17 protein-coding genes are annotated in these 19653 nt (G+C 68.7%); 10 read left to right on the top strand and 7 right to left on the bottom strand.

Annotation, left to right across the window (positions count from 1 at the left end; translation table 11 throughout):
* Window positions 1–105 precede the first annotated feature (105 nt).
* A complete protein-coding gene (locus tag FBZ89_RS30930; protein WP_186457445.1) occupies window positions 106–297 on the bottom strand; it encodes a hypothetical protein in 192 nt (63 codons plus the stop codon).
* A gap of 268 nt (window positions 298–565) precedes the next feature.
* Between FBZ89_RS30930 and FBZ89_RS19510 the strand changes: the two genes are divergently transcribed.
* Both FBZ89_RS19510 and FBZ89_RS19505 read left to right on the top strand, forming a co-directional pair.
* Complete coding sequence (locus FBZ89_RS19510; protein WP_145751525.1) at window positions 566–1069, top strand: GNAT family N-acetyltransferase; 504 nt, start codon at window positions 566–568, stop codon at window positions 1067–1069.
* Between the two features lie 106 nt (window positions 1070–1175).
* Window positions 1176–2861 (top strand): methyl-accepting chemotaxis protein, encoded by a 1686-nt coding sequence (locus FBZ89_RS19505; RefSeq protein ID WP_145751524.1) that lies wholly within the window; start codon window positions 1176–1178, stop codon window positions 2859–2861.
* A gap of 134 nt (window positions 2862–2995) precedes the next feature.
* Here FBZ89_RS19505 and FBZ89_RS19500 read toward each other — a convergent pair whose 3' ends face one another.
* Window positions 2996–4336, bottom strand: a complete 1341-nt coding sequence (locus tag FBZ89_RS19500; protein ID WP_145751523.1) for a glutamine synthetase family protein — start codon at window positions 4334–4336, stop codon at window positions 2996–2998.
* A gap of 229 nt (window positions 4337–4565) precedes the next feature.
* Here FBZ89_RS19500 and FBZ89_RS19495 point away from each other — a divergent pair, with 229 nt between their 5' ends.
* Both FBZ89_RS19495 and FBZ89_RS19490 read left to right on the top strand, forming a co-directional pair.
* Window positions 4566–5294 (top strand): phosphatase PAP2 family protein, encoded by a 729-nt coding sequence (locus FBZ89_RS19495; protein ID WP_145751522.1) that lies wholly within the window; start codon window positions 4566–4568, stop codon window positions 5292–5294.
* A gap of 1 nt (window position 5295) precedes the next feature.
* Window positions 5296–6567, top strand: a complete 1272-nt coding sequence (locus FBZ89_RS19490; RefSeq protein WP_145751521.1) for an NAD(P)/FAD-dependent oxidoreductase — start codon at window positions 5296–5298, stop codon at window positions 6565–6567.
* A gap of 81 nt (window positions 6568–6648) precedes the next feature.
* Here FBZ89_RS19490 and FBZ89_RS19485 read toward each other — a convergent pair whose 3' ends face one another.
* Window positions 6649–7452 (bottom strand): BglII/BstYI family type II restriction endonuclease, encoded by an 804-nt coding sequence (locus FBZ89_RS19485; RefSeq protein WP_004274424.1) that lies wholly within the window; start codon window positions 7450–7452, stop codon window positions 6649–6651.
* A 394-nt stretch (window positions 7453–7846) separates the two neighbouring features.
* Here FBZ89_RS19485 and FBZ89_RS19480 point away from each other — a divergent pair, with 394 nt between their 5' ends.
* On the top strand, window positions 7847–8191 hold the full coding sequence (locus FBZ89_RS19480; RefSeq protein WP_145751520.1) for a hypothetical protein: 345 nt from the start codon (window positions 7847–7849) through the stop codon (window positions 8189–8191).
* A gap of 381 nt (window positions 8192–8572) precedes the next feature.
* A complete protein-coding gene (locus FBZ89_RS19475; RefSeq protein ID WP_145751519.1) occupies window positions 8573–10549 on the top strand; it encodes a polysaccharide biosynthesis protein in 1977 nt (658 codons plus the stop codon).
* Between the two features lie 120 nt (window positions 10550–10669).
* On the opposite strand, the gene FBZ89_RS19470 is transcribed toward FBZ89_RS19475, so the two are convergent.
* From FBZ89_RS19470 to FBZ89_RS19455, 4 genes are all read right to left on the bottom strand, one after another.
* Window positions 10670–11164, bottom strand: a complete 495-nt coding sequence (locus FBZ89_RS19470; RefSeq protein WP_145751518.1) for a hypothetical protein — start codon at window positions 11162–11164, stop codon at window positions 10670–10672.
* 110 nt (window positions 11165–11274) lie between these two features.
* Entirely contained in the window at window positions 11275–12453 is a 1179-nt protein-coding gene (locus tag FBZ89_RS19465; protein WP_145751517.1) for a M20 aminoacylase family protein, read from the bottom strand.
* 183 nt (window positions 12454–12636) lie between these two features.
* Complete coding sequence (locus FBZ89_RS19460) at window positions 12637–13956, bottom strand: ATP-binding protein (protein ID WP_145751516.1); 1320 nt, start codon at window positions 13954–13956, stop codon at window positions 12637–12639.
* Window positions 13953–14669 carry a response regulator gene (locus tag FBZ89_RS19455; protein ID WP_145751515.1) on the bottom strand — a complete coding sequence of 239 codons (717 nt, stop codon included), beginning with the start codon at window positions 14667–14669 and terminating at the stop codon, window positions 13953–13955. Before FBZ89_RS19455 ends, FBZ89_RS19460 begins: the two co-directional genes overlap by 4 nt.
* A gap of 320 nt (window positions 14670–14989) precedes the next feature.
* Here FBZ89_RS19455 and FBZ89_RS19450 point away from each other — a divergent pair, with 320 nt between their 5' ends.
* The 4 genes from FBZ89_RS19450 (at window position 14990) to FBZ89_RS19435 (ending at window position 19564) form a co-directional block, all read left to right on the top strand.
* Window positions 14990–15256: a hypothetical protein gene (locus FBZ89_RS19450; protein WP_145751514.1), complete on the top strand. Its 267-nt coding sequence runs from the start codon at window positions 14990–14992 to the stop codon at window positions 15254–15256.
* Window positions 15257–15495: 239 nt separating this feature from the next.
* Window positions 15496–17055, top strand: a complete 1560-nt coding sequence (locus FBZ89_RS19445; RefSeq protein WP_145751513.1) for an aminotransferase-like domain-containing protein — start codon at window positions 15496–15498, stop codon at window positions 17053–17055.
* Between the two features lie 365 nt (window positions 17056–17420).
* Window positions 17421–18638 (top strand): 5-aminolevulinate synthase, encoded by a 1218-nt coding sequence (gene hemA, locus FBZ89_RS19440; RefSeq protein WP_004273529.1) that lies wholly within the window; start codon window positions 17421–17423, stop codon window positions 18636–18638.
* 155 nt (window positions 18639–18793) lie between these two features.
* Window positions 18794–19564, top strand: a complete 771-nt coding sequence (locus FBZ89_RS19435) for an Hpt domain-containing protein (RefSeq protein WP_040848083.1) — start codon at window positions 18794–18796, stop codon at window positions 19562–19564.
* Window positions 19565–19653: the final 89 nt, after the last annotated feature.

The raw sequence follows: 19653 nt of genomic DNA, 5'->3' as shown, positions 1-19653 counted from the left end.
CGCGAGCCTCCCTACTCTCCGCCGCCGCCGCCGCCGCCGCCGTGGCCGCCACCGCCCTCGCCGCCGCCGCCATGCGCGGCGGCGCTTTCGCCAAAACCGCCGGTTTCAACGCCGCTGGACTTGGAGCCTATAGACATAGCTTCCGCCGCCATGGCCGCCACCGCCGCCGGATCGGCAGTCGGCCTGCTGGCTCTGGTTCGCCTTGCAATCCTGATTGTGCTTTGAATCACACCCGCTCAACGACAGCGTCGTCGCGGCGGCCAAGGCCGCCAGCGTGATGTGGTGACTGCGTTTCATGGATTTGTTCCCAAAGGGTTGGCACCGGGGGTGCACCCAATCAGCCGGCTCCACTTCGAAAGCCCCTGTTCCACGGGGCAACCCCGCGGGACGGAGGGTGCGCCGGTGGCTGCCCCCACACCAACGGCACTGCGACATGTCAGGCCGTGCATAATTGTGCGAGACAGCGGTTTGGTCCCGCATGCCGAGCGCCCCCATCGCCCCTTGACGCCGGGGCGCGGGTGACGCACATGGCATCCCCATTCCTGTCCCACCCGGTGCCCATCCCATGCCGTGGCGTCCCATGACGGTGGCCGACCTAGCCCCCGCCTTCACCCTGGCCTGCGCCATCCACATCGACTTTTTCGAGGCGTTGGAGGTCATGGCCGACAAGCTGGCCGTCTACCCCGCGGGCTGCCTGACGCTGGCGGCGCCCGATGGCGAGCTCACAGGGTATGCCGTCAGCCATCCCTACGCGCGGGGCCGCGTGCCCAAGCTGAACCACCTGCTGGGCGGCCTGCCGGCGAACGCCGACATCTACTACATTCACGACATCGCCATCGACGCCGCCGCGCGCGGCAAGGGTCACGCCGAGATGGCCGTCGACCTGTTGGCGGCGCATGCCCGGCACGCGGGCTTCCGCGAAATGCGGCTGCTGTCCGTCAATAATTCCGGAGCTTTTTGGCGGCGACGCGGTTTCAGCCCCGTGCTGAATGAACAAGTGGACGTGGCGTCATACGGCTCTGATGCCACTTATATGCGACGGTTTTTTAAACCATTCGCCCCGACGTGATGGCAACGATGTCAATATAGCAACGGTGCCTTGTCCAACGTCCGGGTATAGCCAGCTGTTAGAGCGGCGGCATTAAGCCGCACCCCTTTCTGGTTGGTGGTAACCGATGTCATTCCTGAAATCGCTGCGCGGCATCAGCGGCCGCATCCTGATTATTCCGCTGCTGGCCGTGATCGCGCTGGCGGCCGTGGGCGCCGTCACCGTCGTCGCCTCCAGCCGGACCCTGATGGAGGAGCGGCAGGCCCGCGCCCGCGTGGCGGTGGAGGCGGCGATATCGCAAATCCAGACATTGGAAGCCAAGGCGAAAGCGGGCGAATTGCCGGAGGACAAAGCCAAGGAGCTGGCCTTGGACCTGGCCCGCGCGTTCCGCTACGACGGCGATCATTACCTGATCATCCACGATGACACGGGCCTGACGCTGGCCAGCGGGCAAAGCCGCGCGCTGGAGGGCAAGCGCAACATGGACAGCGTCGACGCCAACGGGGTCCATTACGCCCAGGAACAGTTGCTGCGCGCCAAGGAGGGTGGCGGCTTCAGCTACTACGTCTGGCCGCCCAAGACAGGTGCGCCGCCGGCGCCCAAGGCCACGTACAACAAGCTGACCGGCGGCTGGGGCTGGGTCGTGTCCTCCGGCATCTACATCGACGACGTGGACGCGGCCGCCCGGGCCAGTGGCTATCGCACCGCCGGCACGGTGGGGCTGCTGGCGCTGGCGACCTTCGGCCTGGCCCTGTGGCTCAGCCGGGGCATCACCGGCCCCCTGCTGCGCCTGACCAACACCACCAACCGCCTGGCCGATGGCGATCTCAGCGTCACCGTGCCGGGCACCGGCCGCACGGATGAGATCGGCACCCTGGCCCAGGCGGTCAACGTGCTGCGCGACCGCTCGGCCGAGGCCGTGCACCTGCGCGAGCGCCAGGAAGGGATGAAGGATGAGGCGGAGCGGGAGCGCAAGGCCGCCTTGGCCCGCCTGGCCGACGAGTTCGAGGGCAGCGTGAAGAAGGTGGTGGACGGCATCGCCGCCGCCACGACCGAGATGGCGGCCAGCGCCGACGCGGCCACCACCGCCGCCGCCCGGGCGGAAAGCCAGACCACCTCTGCCGCCGCGGCTGCGGAGCAGACCAGCGCCAACGTCGCCACCGTGGCCGCCGCGACGGATGAGCTGAGCGCCTCCATCCATGAAATCGCCCGCCAGATCACCCAGTCGTCGGAGATCGCGGCCAGCGCCGTGGCGGAAGTCGGCCGCACCAGCACCGCCATGGGCGACCTGGCGGACTCGGCCGCGCGGGTGGGCGACATCGTGGCGCTGATCACCGGCATCGCCGGGCAGACCAACCTGCTGGCGCTGAACGCCACCATCGAGGCGGCGCGGGCGGGTGAGGCCGGCAAGGGCTTCGCCGTGGTGGCGTCAGAGGTGAAGAACCTTGCGACCCAAACCGCCAAGGCAACGGAGGAGATCCAGGCCAAGGTGGCGGAAATCCAAGGCATGACGGATGCCGCGGTGGACGCCATCGCCGGCATCGGCCAGACCGTGAACCGCATGAACGAGATCACCGCCGCCGTGGCGGCGGCCGTGGAGGAACAGGGGGCCGCCACGGCGGAGATCGCCGGCAACGTCCAGCAGGCGGCCACCGGCACGCAGCAGGTCTCCGGCAACGTGACCGCCGCCCGCCAGGCGGCGACCGAGACCGGCGAAGTCGCCCACACCGTGCGCACTGCCGCCGGCGAACTGTCGGCGGAGGCCGAACGCCTGCGCGGCCAGGTCCACGGGTTCCTGGCGAATATTCGCTAGGAAGCGAGACCAGCGGCAAGAGCAACGGCTCTTGCCGCTGTAGGCCCCGACGGGGGCCGCCGGAGATTTCCGGGGAGCGTCAGCGGACCGGAAATCGAGGATGCGAGCCGGCGGATGCCGGCGCCCGCAGGGCATCAAACGTTAAGTAATAAATTCTCCCGCTCCCAGCTGGAGATCACCTGCTGGTAGGCGGCGTCCTCGGCTTGCTTCACCGCCGTGACGCAGGCGACGAAGCGCTCGCCGAAGATCTCCCGCAAGGGGCGGCTGGCGTTCAGCTTGGCCAGGGCGTCCCCTTGGTGGCGGGGCAAGGTGAAGGCCAGGCGGTGAGCGGTACCCTTCACCGGCTCCGTGGGTTCCAGTTCCTGCACCATGCCCAGGTAGCCGCAGGCCAGGCTGGCGGCGATGGCGAGGTAGGGGTTGGCATCGGCGCCGGCCACGCGGTTCTCCACCCGCCGGGCCTCCGGCTGGCTCAGCGGCACACGGAAGCCGGTGGTGCGGTTGTCCCGCCCCCAGTGGACATTGATGGGCGCGTCCGACCCCTGCACCAGCCGGCGATAGCTGTTCACGTTGGGCGCCAGCAGGGGCATGGCGCTGGGCAGGTACTTCTGCAGGCCGGCGATGTGGCTCATGAACAGGGGCGTGTCGCCGCCATCGGGGTGGCCGAACAGGTTGCGCCCCGTTTCCGCGTCCACCAGCGACTGGTGGATATGCATGGCGCTGCCCGGCTCGTTCTGCATGGGCTTGGCCATGAAGGTGGCGTAGATGCCGTGGCGGATGGCCGCCTCACGCACCGTGCGCTTGAACAGGAAGACCTGGTCGGCCAGGCTCAGCGCGTCGCCATGGTTGAAGTTGATCTCGATCTGGGCGGCACCGGCCTCATGGCTCATGGTGTCGACGTCGATGTCCTGCTGCTCACAGTAATCGTAGACCGCCTCGAAAATGGGATCGAACTCGTTGACGGCGTCGATGCCGAAGGCCTGGCGCCCACTTTCCTGCCGGCCGGAGCGGCCGACCGGCGGAACCAGTGGATAGTCCGGGTCCTTGTTCACCGCCACCAGGAAGAATTCCAGCTCGGGCGCCACCAGGGGCTTCCAGCCGCGCTCGGCATAAAGCTCCAGCACGCGCCTCAGCACCCAGCGCGGGCTGATGTCGACGCTGGTGCCGTCGGCGTAGACGCAGTCACAGATGACGGCGGCGGTGGGCGCCTCATACCAGGGGACGAAGCGCACGCTGCCGGGGTCGGGCAGCATGTAGACGTCGGAGTTTTCCGGGTTGGTGACGCTGTTGGGCGGCGTGTCGCCCGTCACGGTCTGGATGAAGACGCTCTCGGGCAGGCGCAAGCCGCGATCCCGCAGGATGCGCAGGAACTTTTCCGCCGGGACGATCTTGCCCCGGGCGATGCCCGAGAGGTCGGGCACCAGGCATTCCACCTCGGTGATGCGGTTGCTGCGGATGAATTCTTCCAGGACGGCCATGGGGTCGTACACCTCGATATCGGGGATGGGAACGCCGCTCTCGGGCGATCCGAACCGGACAAAATCGACAGGGACCGTCCCATCATATCGGGGCGGGAATGCGGCATGGCAGCGGCCAAAGCTGGCGGGAACCCTAGCGCTTGCGGCCTATGCCGAGGTGACAGCGCCCCCATCGGATGATATGTGCGGACGGGTGCGTCCCTTCATTCTTCCGGATCGTCCCGCCGCCATGCCGTCCCCAACCCTTCCCCGCGCCCTGAGTTTCATGGCGTTGATCGGCCTCGCGGCATTGCTGGCCTACGCGACGGTTTCGCCCACCCTGGACTTGGCCGCGGCCGGCTGGTTCTGGACGCCGCAGGGGGGCTTCGCCTGGCGGGCGAACCCGGTAGCCAACCTGCTGCACGAGGCGGTGCAGGTGGGCGCCCGGGTGATGGCCGGCACGCTGGTGCTGGGCACCGCCTGGACCGCCTGGCGCCGCCGGCCCCCACGGGGTGCCACCCTCTTGGGCGCCGACGCGCGCGCCTGGGGCTTCCTGCTGCTGTCGCTGGCCATTGGGCCCGGCCTCCTGGGCAATGCCGTGCTGAAGGACCATTGGCACCGCGCCCGCCCCGTCCAGGTGGTGGAGTTCGGCGGGGCCGCCCCCTACACCCCGCCGGTGCTGCCGGCTCCCAAGGCCAATTGCGGGCGCAACTGCTCTTTCGTGTCGGGGGACGCCGTGCTGGCCTTCTTCCTGCACAGCTTCGCCTACACCGCGCGGCGACGGCAGCGCCTGTGGCTCTATGGCGGGCTGGGCGTCGGCGCCGGCGTGGGCCTGCTGCGCATCGGCATGGGCGGCCATTTCTTCAGCGACGTGATGTACGCGGGCCTGCTGGCCGTGCTGACCAGCGCCTTGCTGCACGCCGCCCTTTACGGCCGCCGGGCCACCTTGGCGCTTTGGTGCCGCTGGCTGCCCGGCTGACATGAGCATCTGCTGGCCAAATAGCTGGTACGTCCATTCCTCCCCGCCCGGCGCCGCCGTTCCGGCGCTCGCCGGCGATACCGACTGCGACGTCTGCGTCGTCGGCGCGGGCTACACCGGCTTGTCCGCCGCCCTGACCTTGGCGGAACGCGGCTACGACGTGGTGGTGGTTGAGGCGGAGCGTGTGGGCTGGGGCGCCTCCGGCCGCAACGGCGGCCAGCTGATCAGCGGCTATAACAAGCCCGTCAGCGCCATCGCCCGGCTTGGCGGCGCCGACGACGCCCGGCGCCTGTGGGCCTTGGCGGAGGAAGCCAAGGCCCTGCTGGTCCAGCGGGTGGAACGACACGGCATCGACTGCGCCCTGCGCTGGGGCTACATCAACGCCGCCGCCAAGCCCCGCCACCGCCGGGATTTGCTGGCCCAGCTGCGCGACGCGGACACCGTGGGCTATGACCGGTTGCGCCTGGTGGAGGGCGAGGCGCTCCGCGCCCTGCTGGCCAGCCCGCGCTATGACAGCGGGCTGGAGGATAGGGGCAGCGGCCACCTGCACCCACTGGCCTACGCCCAGGGCCTGGGACGCGCCGCGCGCGAGGCCGGCGCGCGCCTGTACGAGAACACGCCCGCGCTGGCCATCACCACGGGCGCCGCCCCGGTGGTGACCGCCCCCCACGGCCGCGTGCGCTCGCGCTTCCTGGTGCTGGCCGGCAACGCCTACCTGGGCAAGCTGGCGCCAGCGTTGACGCCCACGCTGGTTCCTATCGTCACCTACATGCTGGCGACGCAGCCCCTGGGGGCGGAACGGGCGGCGGCCCTGTTGCCGGGCGACCACGCGGTGTCGGACACCAACGTCGGCCTACACTATTTCCGCCGCAGCGCCGACCACCGACTGCTGTTCGGCGGCGGCGTGAACTTCGCCAACCGGGCGACGCCGGACGCGAAGGCCAAGCTGACGCGTCGCCTCCACCATTGCTTCCCCCAGCTGACGGGCGTGGGCATCGACCACTTCTGGCACGGCAGCGTAGGCATGACCGTCAGCCGCCTGCCCCAGTTGGGCCGCCTGTCGCCCTCCACCTATTACGCCCATGGCTACAGCGGCCACGGCGTCGCCCTGACCGGCATCTGCGGCCAATTGCTGGCCGAGGCCATCATGGGCCAGGCCGAGCGCTATGACGTGTTCGCCCGACTGCCCCAGCAAACTTTCGTCGCCCCCCCTTGGCGCGTGCCCCTGCTGATGCTGGCCAGCCTGTGGTACCGCCTGCGCGACCTGCTGTGAGCCGGAGATTCCGGGAAGCCGAAGGCGGACTGGAAATCGAGGGTGAGCCAAGGGCCGGACGGCCCGCCGGCGCTTGAGGAATCAGAAAAACGGCAGCTCCGCTTCCACCGGCTCCGGCACCGGCGCCCTGGGCATGTCCGACAGCGGGATGTCGAAGGTGACGACGTCGGCCGGGATGCCGATCAGCAGCAGCGGGCACGGGTTGCCCACACCCCGGTGCACGCGGTCCTCCAGCTTGCGCCAGTGGGTGGTGGCGGCCCCGTATTTGTCCTGGCAGAAGGAGGCCGCCCAAGCCTCGGCGAAGGACGGCGCGCCGCCGGCCATGCGGCGGGCCACGTCATCCTGTTGCCGGGTGGTGGGGCGCAGGCCCAGGGCCAGCACGTCGGCGTCGCAGGTCAGGCCCCGGCCCTGGGCGAAGCGGCGCACCATGGGCACCATCTCATCCTGCAGGCTGCGGCCCCGGGTGACGATGACGCCGACGGAAATGACACCCTCGGCATGCAAGCGCTTGAAGTTCTCAAGGTCGCGGTCGAAGAACGGGTCCTTGTTGTTCCACTCGATCTCCAGCGCGATGACGCCAACGCCAGGCACGTCGCGCACATGGTCCACCTCGTGGCTGATGGACTCGCGCCGCTTGCCGTTCACCCGTTTCTCGATGGTGAAGTGCGCCTTCTCCCATCCATGCTCGGCCAGGGAACGGCGCAGACGCTGGGTGATCTTGGCCTCACCGCCGCCGGACCCGACGATTTCCGTGACGGGGATGGACAGCGCGCCGATAACGGCGTCCAGCTCGGCCATGGCGTCGGGGAAGTCCACGCCCAGGATGGCCCGGGCATGGGACAGGAACTCCACCTGGAAACCGCGCTGAAGCAAGGTAGGGAACATCTGGAGGTAACGTCCGCTGGCGAAAACCGAGGCGGGGACCCTACCCGATCCTGCGGCCCTGTCGATACCGGATCCGGCACCGGCGCCTCTGACGCGTTCAATGGCCGCTAGCAGAGGCCGCTGGCCAAGGCGGCGGCCGTCGTCACCGGGATACGTCGGCAGGGCATCTATCTCCATCGGCCATACGGCTTCCGGCCCCTTGCTGTCCGGGAGATGCGTAGTCGCCCGCAGCGGGTGTCGTCTAAGGTCTGCGCCGCGAAGCAGAGTCGCGTGGGCGACTCGGGAAACAGTCCCGCCGGCCGCCCGGCAAACCGTCCCTGGTCGCGAGATCGAGTGGGACGCCGGGATGATCATGCCTGATCCGTTCAACCAGGAAATGACCTGAGAGGCGAGTGTGAGCGCGCAGCAAGATTTCACGACAACACTGCAACTAAGCTCAGCCGGCGACATGGACAAGGCGGAAGATTGGATCCGGGCCAATATTCGAGGCCGGTGGGCCGTCGAGTTTCTGGGCATGGAAGAAAAACTGGATCCCGGCCTGAACCGCCGTTCCCAGGTCTTGCACGTGTCTTTCCGTTTCGGCCTGCGTGAGGATCTGGAGCGGTTCAAGCGCGACTACGCCGGTATTAAAACGCCCGGCTCTCCCACCCCTGCCACGGCGGGGGCCAAGCGGCCGGTTGGAAAAGCCGCCGCGGTGAAGCCCAAAAGCAAAGGGATTTTCGCGTGGCTGCGCTCGTGAGGGCGCACCCCAGACCCATCCCCTTATCGCTTCCCTTCTAGTCGGAAAGACCTATTTTCCGAGCCGCGCGCGTCTCTAGATTCCCAATGGTTTCATGCTTCTGACCACTATCATCCGGAAGCTTTCAGGAGTACCGCTAACAAGGATTTGGGGACTGGATGTCCTTACTGCCTGCCGCTGGGCCAATGCAGGACGTTGAAAAACGACCTGCCTAATGGAGTAGGCATATGCCCTGCCAATCCTTTTTCGCACTTGCAGCAGAGTATCGGATGGTGTCAGGATCACGTCAGGCGTTTAGAAATACATCCTCGGACATGCGATTTCAGTGCCTCCGTCACGCTCTGTTAATCGCCCATAAACAATCAACCGCAGGCTGGAGCCATGCGTAAACTAAAAGAAATCTTCCGGCTGCCGCTTATTTTTGATCGGCGCTTCCTTGCATACTTTCATGACATTTTGGTTGCCGGGGTTTCGTTTATTGTTTCGCTGTACCTGAGGGTTGGGGATGGGATCACCCACTACACCCAAGCCCTGGTTCCCGGCGTCGCGCTCTTCACCATCATCGCCGCCGCTGCTTATCGCCTGTTCGGTATGAACTCGGGCGTCTGGCGCTACGCCTCGTTGCGCGATCTGATGGCCATCGCCCGCGCCGTCACCACCACCATCCTGGTCTTCCTGCTGCTGATGTTCCTGGTGACGCGGCTGGATGCCCTGCCCCGCTCCGTCCCGCTGATCAACTGGTTCGTGCTGGTGGTGCTGTTGGGCGGCCCGCGCCTGCTGTACCGCCTGGCCAAGGACCGCCGCCTGGCCGGCATCCTGGAAAGCAACGCCCGCGACCGCATCCCCGTGCTGCTGGTCGGCGCCGGCGATGAAGCCGAGATTTTCATCCGCGCCATGGCCACGGATCGGGACGCCGCCTACCGCGTCGTCGGCATCCTGGACGACAAGGGCGGCCGCATCGGCCGCGAGATCCATGGCGTGAAGGTGCTGGGCCGTCTGGCGGAGTTGTCGTCCGTGGTCGGCGACCTGGCCGCCGGGGGGCAGTGCCCGCGCCGCCTGATCCTGACCCGCCCCCGCGCCCGCCTGTCGGGCACCAGGCTGGGTGCGCTGGTGGAAAAGTGCGAGGCGCTGAATCTGGTGCTGGCCCGCCTGCCCGACCTCACCGACTTCCGCGACGCCGTGAACGAGGGGCCCATGACCGTGCGCCCCATCGTCATCGAGGACTTGCTGGGCCGTCCCCAGGTGGCCCTGGACAAGGGCGCCATCGACGGCCTGGTCGCCGGACGCACCGTGCTGGTCACGGGCGCCGGCGGCACCATCGGGTCGGAACTGACCCGCCAGATCGCGCAGTTGAAGCCGCGCCGCCTGATCCTGCTGGATCATGGCGAGTTCAACCTCTACTCCATCGAGATGGAGATGCGGGAGAACTGCCCGGACCTGGACTGCCGCGCCGTGCTGGCCAACATCCGCGACCGCAACCGCCTCATGGAAGTCTTCCATGAGGAAAAGCCGGAACTGGTGTTCCACGCTGCCGCCCTGAAGCATGTTCCCATGGTGGAGTTGAACCCGGTCGAGGGCGTGCTGACCAACGTCATGGGCACGCGCAATGTCGCCGACGCCGCCATCGCCGCCGGCGCGGCCGCGATGGTGCTGATCTCGACGGACAAGGCGGTGCGGTCCACCAACGTCATGGGTGCCACCAAGCGCATCGCCGAGTGCTATTGCCAGGCCCTGGACATCGTGGCGTCAAGCGGCGCCGGCAAGGGCTGGCAAACCCGCTTCATGACGGTGCGGTTCGGCAACGTGCTGGGCTCCACCGGGTCGGTGGTCCCGCTGTTCAGCCGCCAGCTGCGTGCCGGCGGCCCGCTGACCGTCACCCACCCCGAGGTCTGCCGCTACTTCATGACCGTGCGCGAGGCGGTGGAGCTGGTGCTGCAGGCCTCCGCCTACGGCATGAACGCCGGGCGCGACGACCGGGGCCGCATCTTCGTTCTGGACATGGGCCAGCCGGTGAAGATCATCGACCTCGCCCGCCAGATGATCCGCCTGGCCGGCCTGCGCCCGGACAAGGACATCAAGATCACCTTCACCGGCCTGCGGCCCGGCGAGAAGCTGTATGAAGAGATGTTCGCCGCCGCCGAACCGCCGGAACAGACCTCCGCCGAGGGCGTGCTGGTGGCCTCGCCCCGCGCGGTGGACTTGGCCATCCTGCGCCGCTCGCTGGATGAGCTGGACGCGGCCTGCGCCACCGCCGACGCCGACCGCCTGCAGGCCCTACTGCACCACATCGTCCCCGACTACAGCCAGTTGGAGCCGGTTCCCCTACCCTCGGAAACCGTGCTGCCGCATCAGGCGTAAGACGGCGACACCACAACGGACAAAGGCCCGGAACCGCCAAGTTCCGGGCCTTTTGTTTTGGTTGGGCAACGCTCAGTGGCGAGGCGTGTCGGGCCAGCGCACCGGACTTCTCAGGGGGCCTCAGGGCACCCGGGCGAAACGCACCGGCGCGTCCGACCAATCCACCAGGACGATGGCGTAAGGGCTGGTCAGGCTGCCGGCGGCGGTGTTGCGCGAGGACTGGTCGAACTCGTGATATTCGACCACCAGGCGGTCGCGCATGCCATCCCGGTGTTCCACGCGGGTGTTGACCACCTCCACCCCGGCGCCGGATGAGTTACGGGACCCGAGGAAAACACCCAACGCCATCAGCCGTTCCGGCAGGGCGCCCGGGACGCGCGTTCCCACCAGGTCCCACAGCGACTGCCATTCGGCGGCGTTGCGGGCCACCAGGTATGTCGTGCTTTGCGCCCGGCTCAGCCCGCCGTGCCATTCGCCGCGCCCAACAAGGCTGGGGGAAACGGCGGGGGGAAGGGCGTTGTCATCGGGCGGCGGCTCGCCCCCCAGCCACGCCATGCCGCCGGAGCAGCCTGTCAAGGCGGCACCCATGCCCAGGGCCAGCCCCAGCGCGGCCATGCGGCGCGCCGGCCCCGCAAGGCGACGACGACGACCGCCCCCTGCCCGGCTGTCACAGCGGGCGGAAGCCGCGATCCGGGACCCCTCCCGGCGGATGGGCCAGGGCCGGATCATGCCACCCGGGGCAGAACGGTTTCCACCAGGGTCGCCCAGTAGCTGGCGCCCATCGGCAGAACGTCGTCGTTGAAGTCATAGCGCGGGTTGTGCAGGGAGCAGCCCAGCGCGCTGCCGCCCTGGCCCAGCCAGACATAGGAGCCGGGACGGGCATTCAGCATGTAGGCGAAGTCTTCCGCCCCCATGCTGGGCCCCATGTCGCCCAGCACGTTTTCCGCCCCCGCGACCTTGGCGGCCACGGCGGCGGCGATGACCGAGGGTTCGGCGTGGTTGATGGTGGGCGGATAGCCCAGGTGATAGACCAGCTCACCCGTGGCGCCGAACACCGGCGGCAGGGTCCGCACCAGATTACGCAAGCCATCCTCCAGCTGCTGGCGAATCTCGGGCGTCAGCGCGCGGACGGTGCCGGCCAGCTTCACCTCGTTGGGGATGATGTTGAAGGCGGTACCGGCATGGATGCGGGTGATGCTGACCACGCCGCATTCCACGGGCGAGAGGCCGCGGCTGACCAGGGTCTGCGCCGCCACCACCAGCTGGGCCGCGACCACCACCGGGTCCACCCCCAGGTGCGGCTGGGCGGCGTGGCCACCGCGCCCCTGGATGGTGATCTCGAACCGGTCGGCGCCGGCCATGACCGGCCCGGGGCGAACGCCCATCTTGCCTGGCGGCAGTTCCGGCCAATTGTGCATGCCAAAGGCCATGTCGCAGGGGAACTGGTCGAACAACCCTTCCTCCACCATGCGCTTGCCGCCGCCGGCCCCTTCCTCGGCCGGCTGGAAGATGAAGTTCACAGTGCCGGAGAAGTTGCGGGTCTCGGCGAGATAGCGGGCGGCGCCCAGCAGCATGGTGGTGTGGCCGTCATGGCCGCAGGCATGCATCTTGCCCGCCACCTTGGAGGCGTGGGCGAAGGTGTTCTCCTCCTGCATGGGCAGGGCGTCCATGTCGGCGCGCAGGCCGATGGTCTTGCCGGTGTCCCGGCCCTCCCCCTGCAGCACGCCCACCACGCCCGTGCCGGCCAAGCCGCGGTGAACCTCGATCCCGAACTCGCTCAGCTTCCCGGCCACGAAGGCGGAGGTCTGCGTCTCTTCGAACGCCACCTCGGGGTTTTCGTGGATGTGATGCCGCCAAGCCGTCATGTCGGCGTGGAAATCGGCGATGCGGTTCTGAATGGCCATAACGGAATCTCAAGGGCACGCGAAAGCGAGGCGCACGGGTTCGATCACCGCATCATAGCCACGGCCAGGGGGGAACCGCCAGGGGCTTCACCCGCCGTTGAGGCGCCCCCCGACCGTATGGGCCGCCTCAACGGCGCCCACGGCCTACGGAAAGACGCCCCCCGCACCCGCGCCTGTGCGGTTTTATCGCGCCGTCTCCAGCGGCAGGTGCAGGATGACCTTGAGGCCGCCCTCCGCCTGGTTCTCCAGCCGGATTTCACCGCCGTGGGCACGCACCACGTCGTTGGCGACCGACAGGCCCAGGCCGGTGCCGCCGGTGTCGCGGGAGCGTGAGGCCTCCAGCCGGTAGAAGGGGCGGAAGACGTTGTCCCACTCCGCCTCCGGGATGCCCGGCCCCTGGTCGGTGACGGATACGGCCACCGTCTCGCCCTGCACGGCCACGGCTACGTCGGCGCTGACGCCGTATTTCAGGGCGTTTTCCACCACGTTGGTGAAGGCGCGTTTCAGCGCCGTGCGCCGCCCGACCACGCGCACCGGTCCCGGCGCCGGGCTGAAGCCCACGGGCTTGCCGGCGTCCCGATAATCCTCCGCCGCGCGCGACAGCAGCAGGTTGAGGTCCAGGGGCTCCAGCGTTTCCTGCGCCGCCTCGTCCCGGGCGAAGGCCAGCGTGGCGCCGATCATCGACTCCATCTCGCCCAGATCCTCCAGCATCTTCTCGCGCACGCCGTCGTCGTCCACGAACTCGGCGCGCAGGCGCATGCGGGTCAGCGGCGTGCGCAGATCGTGCGACACGGCGGCCAGCATGCGCGTGCGATCCTCAACGAAGGCGCGCAGCCGGCGCTGCATCTTGTTGAAGGCGGCGGCGGCCAGCCGCACCTCGCGCGGGCCTGTCTCATCCAGCGAGGGGGCGTTCATGTCCACGCCCAGCCGGTCGGCGGCGGCGGCGAAGCGGCGCAACGGCCGGGTGGTGAAGCCCAGCACCCAGGCCGACAGCAGGATGGCCACGGCGGCGCTGCCTGCCAGCGAGGCCAGGAAGCCCGGTTCCGACAGGGCGTCGGCCCCGGCCATGGGGATGTGCACGTTCAGCCAGCTGCCGTCGGCCAGCTGGTGGCTGGCCATGACGTACTTGGGCTCCGGCGGGGGGGTGGTGATGGTGCCGAAGGGCGGCAGGGCGATCATGTCCGTGTGACGGGGGCCCGGCGGATTCACCTTGGGCTTCTCATACACGTCCAGCGACACGTCCTGGGTGGTGCCGGCGACATTGACCTTGAAATTGCCGTCGCGCAGGCCCGCCAGCATCTTGTCGCGGATGTCTGCCGGCTGGTGGTCCACCACGCCGGCGATGCTGGCCAGGCAGCCGGCCAGCTGCCCGCTCTGCGCCGCGGCCACGGCCTCGGCCCGGTCGGTCCGGTAAAGCCCCAGCGCGATGGCCTGGCTCAGCAGGATGCCGCCGACCAGCACGGCGAAGATGGAATACGACATGCGGTCGGTGACGGCCCTCATGGCGTGCCGACCTCGGCGGAGAAGATATAGCCGCCGGATCGCACCGTCTTGATGATGGCGGGGTCGGCGGGGTCGGTCTCGATCTTGCGGCGCAGGCGGCTGATCTGCACGTCGATGGACCGGTCGAAGGGGCCGGCGGCGCGGCCGCGGGTGATTTCCAGCAGGTCGTCGCGCGAGAGCACGCGGCGCGGCCGCTGTACCAGGGCCAGCAGCAGCTCATACTCCCCGGCGGTCAGCGCGATCTCCTCGCCCGAGGCGGCGCTGAGACGGCGCTGGGCGGGGTCCAGCATGTAGCCGGCGAAGCTGAAAGCGCCCGCCGCCGGGCCGCCGCCCACGTTGGCCGCCTGCGACCGGCGCAGCACCGCCTTGATGCGCGCCACCAGCTCGCGCGGGTTGAAGGGCTTGGGCAGGTAGTCGTCGGCCCCGATCTCCAGGCCCAGGATGCGGTCGGCGTCCTCGCCCATGGCCGAGAGCATGACCACCGGCGGGCCGGACTCCGCGCGGATGGCGCGACAAAGGACCAGGCCGTCCTCACCGGGCAGCATCAGGTCAAGGACGATCAGGTCGATGTTCCGGTCAGCCAGGAACCTGCGCATCTCCTGCCCGTCGCGGGCGGCGGTGACGCGGTAGCCGTGGCGGGTCAGGTAGCGGGTCAGCAGATCACGAATTTCCCGGTCGTCGTCGACCACCAGCAGATGAATGTTCTCAGACATCTCTCGTCCCATATGCGGGCCCGAACCCGCCCGCTGGGCAATGCCCTCAAGGGCGTTTCCCAAAGGGCGTATCCGGGCATGGACAACTGTACCGGCAATCCCCGCCGCGTCCGATGGGGATGTTGTAACGACACTGTAAATGCCCGCAAGGCCGGTTACGCACTGTTTCATTCGACCGGCCCGGCGGAAATCTCGGCGAAACAGGGCCATGGTCAGATGGGACCGTCAACGAAAACAGGAAAGCCTGAGGCCCCGGGGGCCAAACTTCAGCCAAACCCACCCGGCGGCCCGCTCAAAGCCCCCACCCGAGGAGAACCACCATGAACCGTTTCGCCGCCCTGATGACCGCCACCGCCCTGCTGGTGGGCGCTGCCGCCCCGGCCTTCGCCGACGATGCCATGGTCAGCAGCTCTGACGCCCGCAAGGCCGTCCAAGCCTATCTGCAGGCCCACGACAAGGCCAACCTGCGTGTCGGCAGCGCTACCCGCAAGGACGAGTACTACAACGTCCCCGTCGTCACCGCCGAGGGCATCCCCGTGAAGTCCTTCCGCGTCGACGCCGCCAGCGGCAAGGTCCTGGACCGCTAACCCATCCCCTTTCGCGGAGCCCCCACGGGGAAACGCGGGCCGCCCGGCGGCCCCCTCCGCACCGATGCGAGACCGGCGGTGGTGGCGCCCCTTCCCCGCCGCCGGTTCGAAACGGGATGGCCTGATGGTCGTGTGGCCATCCCCGATCGCACCCGGCGGACGGCGAGCGCGTACCGCCGTCCGCCGGTTCCCCTCCGGCCGATATTCCGGCCCCCTGCCTCCCCCCTCGGAGACGCCTCATGAAAAGCCGACGCGGGCCCCTGCTCACGCTGACGGACGGCGGTGAAGGCGGCTCCCTGCAACAGCGCCTGTTCGACCGCCTGCGCCATGCCATCGCCACCGGCGTGGTGGCACCCGGCGAGCGCCTGCCCTCCACCCGCACCCTGGCCCGCGACATGGGCCTGTCGCGCAACACCGCCGTGGCCGCCATCGAGCGTCTGACGGCCGAAGGCTACCTGGAATCCCGCGTGGGCTCCGGCACCTTCGTGGTGGAAAACCTGCCCCCCGATTACGCCCCGGCGGAGGTTCGCGCCCCGTCGCCGCGCGCCCAGGGCTCGGCACCGGCGGAAACAGCCCTGCCGTCGCCCACCCTGCCTTTCCGTCCCGGCATCGCCGCTGGCGACCAGCTGGACATCGAGGCCTGGCGCCGGGTGCTCAGCCGTTCCTGGCGCAGCCTGTCGGCCCGCGCGCTGGAGCGGGACAGCGCCCCCGGCTGGCGCCCCCTGCGCGTGGCGCTGGCCAGCTTCCTGGAGGCCAGCCGCGGCCTGCGCTGCCATCCCGACCAGATCCTGATCCTGCCCGGCCGCGCCGCCGCCCTGGACCTGGCGGTGGGCCTGGCCGCCAGCCCGGGCGAGCGGGTGTGGACGGAGGATCCGGGCTGCCCGCTGACGCAGGCGCTGGTGCGCCGTCTGGGCATGACGCCCGTGCCCGTTCCGGCCGATGCCGACGGGCTGGATCCCGCCAAGGGCGTGGCCCTGGCGCCCGACGCCCGGCTGGCCGTGGTCACCGCCAACTGCCAGATGCCGCTGGGCACGGTCATGAGCCTGGAACGCCGCCAAGCCCTGCTGGACTGGGCCGCGCGCGCCAACGCCCATGTCATCGAGGATGACGGCGACGGCGGCTTCACCTTCGAAACCCGCCCGCCGGCCACCCTGATGAGCCTTGATCGCCTGGGGGATCGCCTGGGGGATCGCCCGGGTGAGCGCCTGGGGGACCGAACCGCCCAGCGGAGCGGCCGCGTCCTGCACGTCGGCGGGTTCGAGCGCATCCTTTATCCCGGCCTGCGCATCGCCTACCTGGTGGTGCCGGAGCATCTGCTGGAGCGGGCGCTGGAGATGCGCGCCCTGTTCGAGTTGCACGCCCCCGTGGTGGAGCAAAGCGCGCTGGCGGAGTTCATCGACGAAGGGCACCTCGCCTCCCACCTGCGGCGCTCTCGTCTGACCTACCAGGAACGGCGCGAGACGCTGATCGACGCCGCCCGCCGCCTGTGGGCCGGCGCGCTGACCCTGACGCCGGCGGCGGCCGGGCTGCAGATGGCGGCCAAGCTGGCCGACGGCCTGACCCTGAAGACGGCGCCGGGCATTTCCCCCACCCTGGCCCCCGACATGGCCCTGCGCCAGGCGGCGCGCGCCCGGTCCATCGACGTGACGCCGCTCAGCAGCTTCCACGCCGGCCGGGGCGGTACCCAGGGCCTGGTGCTGGGCTACGCCGCCTTCCCCCCACCCCTGATCCTGAAGGCGGCGCAGCGCCTGGCCGAGACGCTGGAGGCGCATGCCAGTGGTACCGCCTGCGCCTGTTGATTACCCATCATCCCAGCCCATGGCCAGTCCATGGAAAATATCGTTGCGCCCGCTCGAGGCGGCCGTGTCCGACCAAAGGCGGACCGCTTGGGCAATTTGTCCAGCGGATCCGGGCTTTTCACCCCGGGATTTCAGGGTTAAGGTCCATTTGCCCGCCGAATTGATCAACATCAAAGCTGATGGCCTCGGTCCACTGGCATGGTACATCTGCTCGGTCGCGGCCTGCCGGCACTTGCCAGCGGCGATTTCGCTGCCCACTATGAGGACAGCGAGCGCTTGGTCGGTGATGGTTGTCGTATCGACCGGTAGCTTGCCTCCGGTCTTCTAGGATTAGAGGACCGCTCCACGAAGGAGCCATCGGACAGATGGATTACGAAGCCTTTTTCCGCTCCCAGATCGATGGCCTTCGCCGCGAGGGCCGCTATCGCGTGTTCGCCGATCTGGAACGCCGTGTGGGTGAGTTTCCGATCGCCTCCTACTACCCTTCCCCGGATGAGCCGCCGCGCGACGTGACCGTGTGGTGCAGCAACGACTATCTGGGCCAGGGTCAGAACCCGGTGGTGCTGGCGGCCATGCGCGAGGCGCTGGCCAAGTCCGGCGCCGGCGCCGGCGGCACCCGCAACATCTCCGGCACCAACCACTACCACGTGCTGCTGGAGCGGGAGCTGGCCGACCTGCACCGCAAGGAAGCGGCGCTGCTGTTCACCTCGGGCTACATCTCCAACGAGGCGTCGCTGTCGACGCTGCCCAAGCTGTTGCCCAATTGCGTCGTCTTCTCCGACGCGCTGAACCACGCCTCGATGATCGAGGGCATCCGGCACAGTGGTGCTGAGAAGCACATCTTCCGCCACAACGATCCCGAGCATCTGGACCAGTTGCTGAGCCGCTACCCGGCCGACCGCCCCAAGCTGGTGGCGTTCGAAAGCGTCTATTCCATGGACGGCGACATCGCCCCCATCGCCGAGATCTGCGACGTGGCGGACAAGCACGGCGCCATGACCTATCTGGATGAGGTCCACGCCGTGGGCATGTACGGCCGCCGTGGCGCCGGCGTGGCCGAGCGTGACGGCGTGCTGGACCGCCTGACGGTCATCGAGGGCACGCTGGGCAAGGCCTTCGGCCTGATGGGCGGCTACATCACCGGTTCGGCCGCCCTGGTCGATTGCGTGCGCAGCTTCGCCTCCAGCTTCATCTTCACCACCTCCATCGCCCCGGTCATCGCCGCCGGCGCTGCCGCCTCCGTCCGCTACCTGAAGGAGCATGACGAGCTGCGCGTGCTGCACCAGGAGCGGGCGGCCACGCTGAAGCGCCTGCTGACGGAGGCCGGGCTGCCGGTCATGCCGTCGGTCAGCCACATCGTGCCGGTGCTGGTGGGTGATCCGCGCCTGTGCAAGCAGGCCAGCGACGATCTGCTGACCAAGCACGACATCTATGTCCAGCCCATCAACTATCCCACCGTCCCCAGGGGCACGGAGCGGCTGCGCATCACGCCCACGCCCTTCCACGACGACCATCACATGGCCCGCCTGGTGGACGCCTTGCTGGACGTGTGGAGCCGGCTGGAACTGCGCAAAGCGGCCTGAGGCCGTTCACCTGATGAAAGGCCGCCCACACCGGGCGGCCTTTTTCATTCAAGCATCATCAACCGATACCAATGCACTGGAGCGCCGCGACGGTCCGCGTCTTGCGCTCCGGCGCGCCCGCGGGCTAGATCCACGGAATATGTTTGAGGGGCGCCATGGTTGAGCAGACCGATTTCGACGATCTTGTTGAACAGCTCAAGGTCGAGTTCCGCGACGACGTCCATGACCGCCTGGGCGCGCTGTATGAGACGCTGAAGGCCGTGTCGCTGGGGCGCATCCCCACCGCCGACGGCCTGCTGGCCATCCGGCGCGACGCCCACAGCCTGCGTGGTTCCGGCACGTCCTTCGGCTTTCCGCTGGTCAGTCTGATCGCCCAGCGTCTGGAGGCCTACCTGACGGGCCTGAAGGATCTGACGGAAAACCAGATCGTCGACCTGCACACTTTCGCCGATCGCATCGCCGAGGCCGCGGACCGGGACGACACGCCGGACCTGGCGGCCACCAATGCCGTCATCCGCGCCCTGCCCTCGCGCTATGAGTTCGACATCGCCGACGTGGAAGTCCACGACGTCGACATCATGCTGGTCAGCCCCAACAAGATCGTGGCCCGCCGGGTGGCGGCGGAATTGGCGGCCTGCGGCTTCAAGGTCAACACCCTGGCCGATCCCATCGAGGCGCTGGCCGTGGCCGTGCGCGTGCCACCGGACATGATCATCGCGTCGGCCGTGATGGACGGCCTGGGCGGGGTGGACCTGATCCGCGCGCTGAAGGCCATCTCCCTGACCGAGGGCGTGCCCATGGCCTTGCTGACCAGCCTGGACGCCGCCAGCCTGAAGGGCGTGCCCGGCGAGGTGGCGACCGTGCGGCTGGGCCCCAGCTTCGGCGACGACATCGCCGCCGCGATCACCCATTTCAACTTGGGCTGAGGCAAGCCCACACCCAAACGCGCCGCGCCGGAGGAAGATGCCTGCCGCCAAAATGGGGGTTCTGGCTTCGGGGCGAGCGTAAATCGCCC

Source organism: Nitrospirillum amazonense (genome assembly GCF_007828045.1).
GTDB lineage: Bacteria > Pseudomonadota > Alphaproteobacteria > Azospirillales > Azospirillaceae > Nitrospirillum > Nitrospirillum amazonense_C.
The sequence above is the reverse complement of the archived record's forward strand: the minus strand, read 5'-3'. Positions and strand labels throughout refer to the sequence as shown.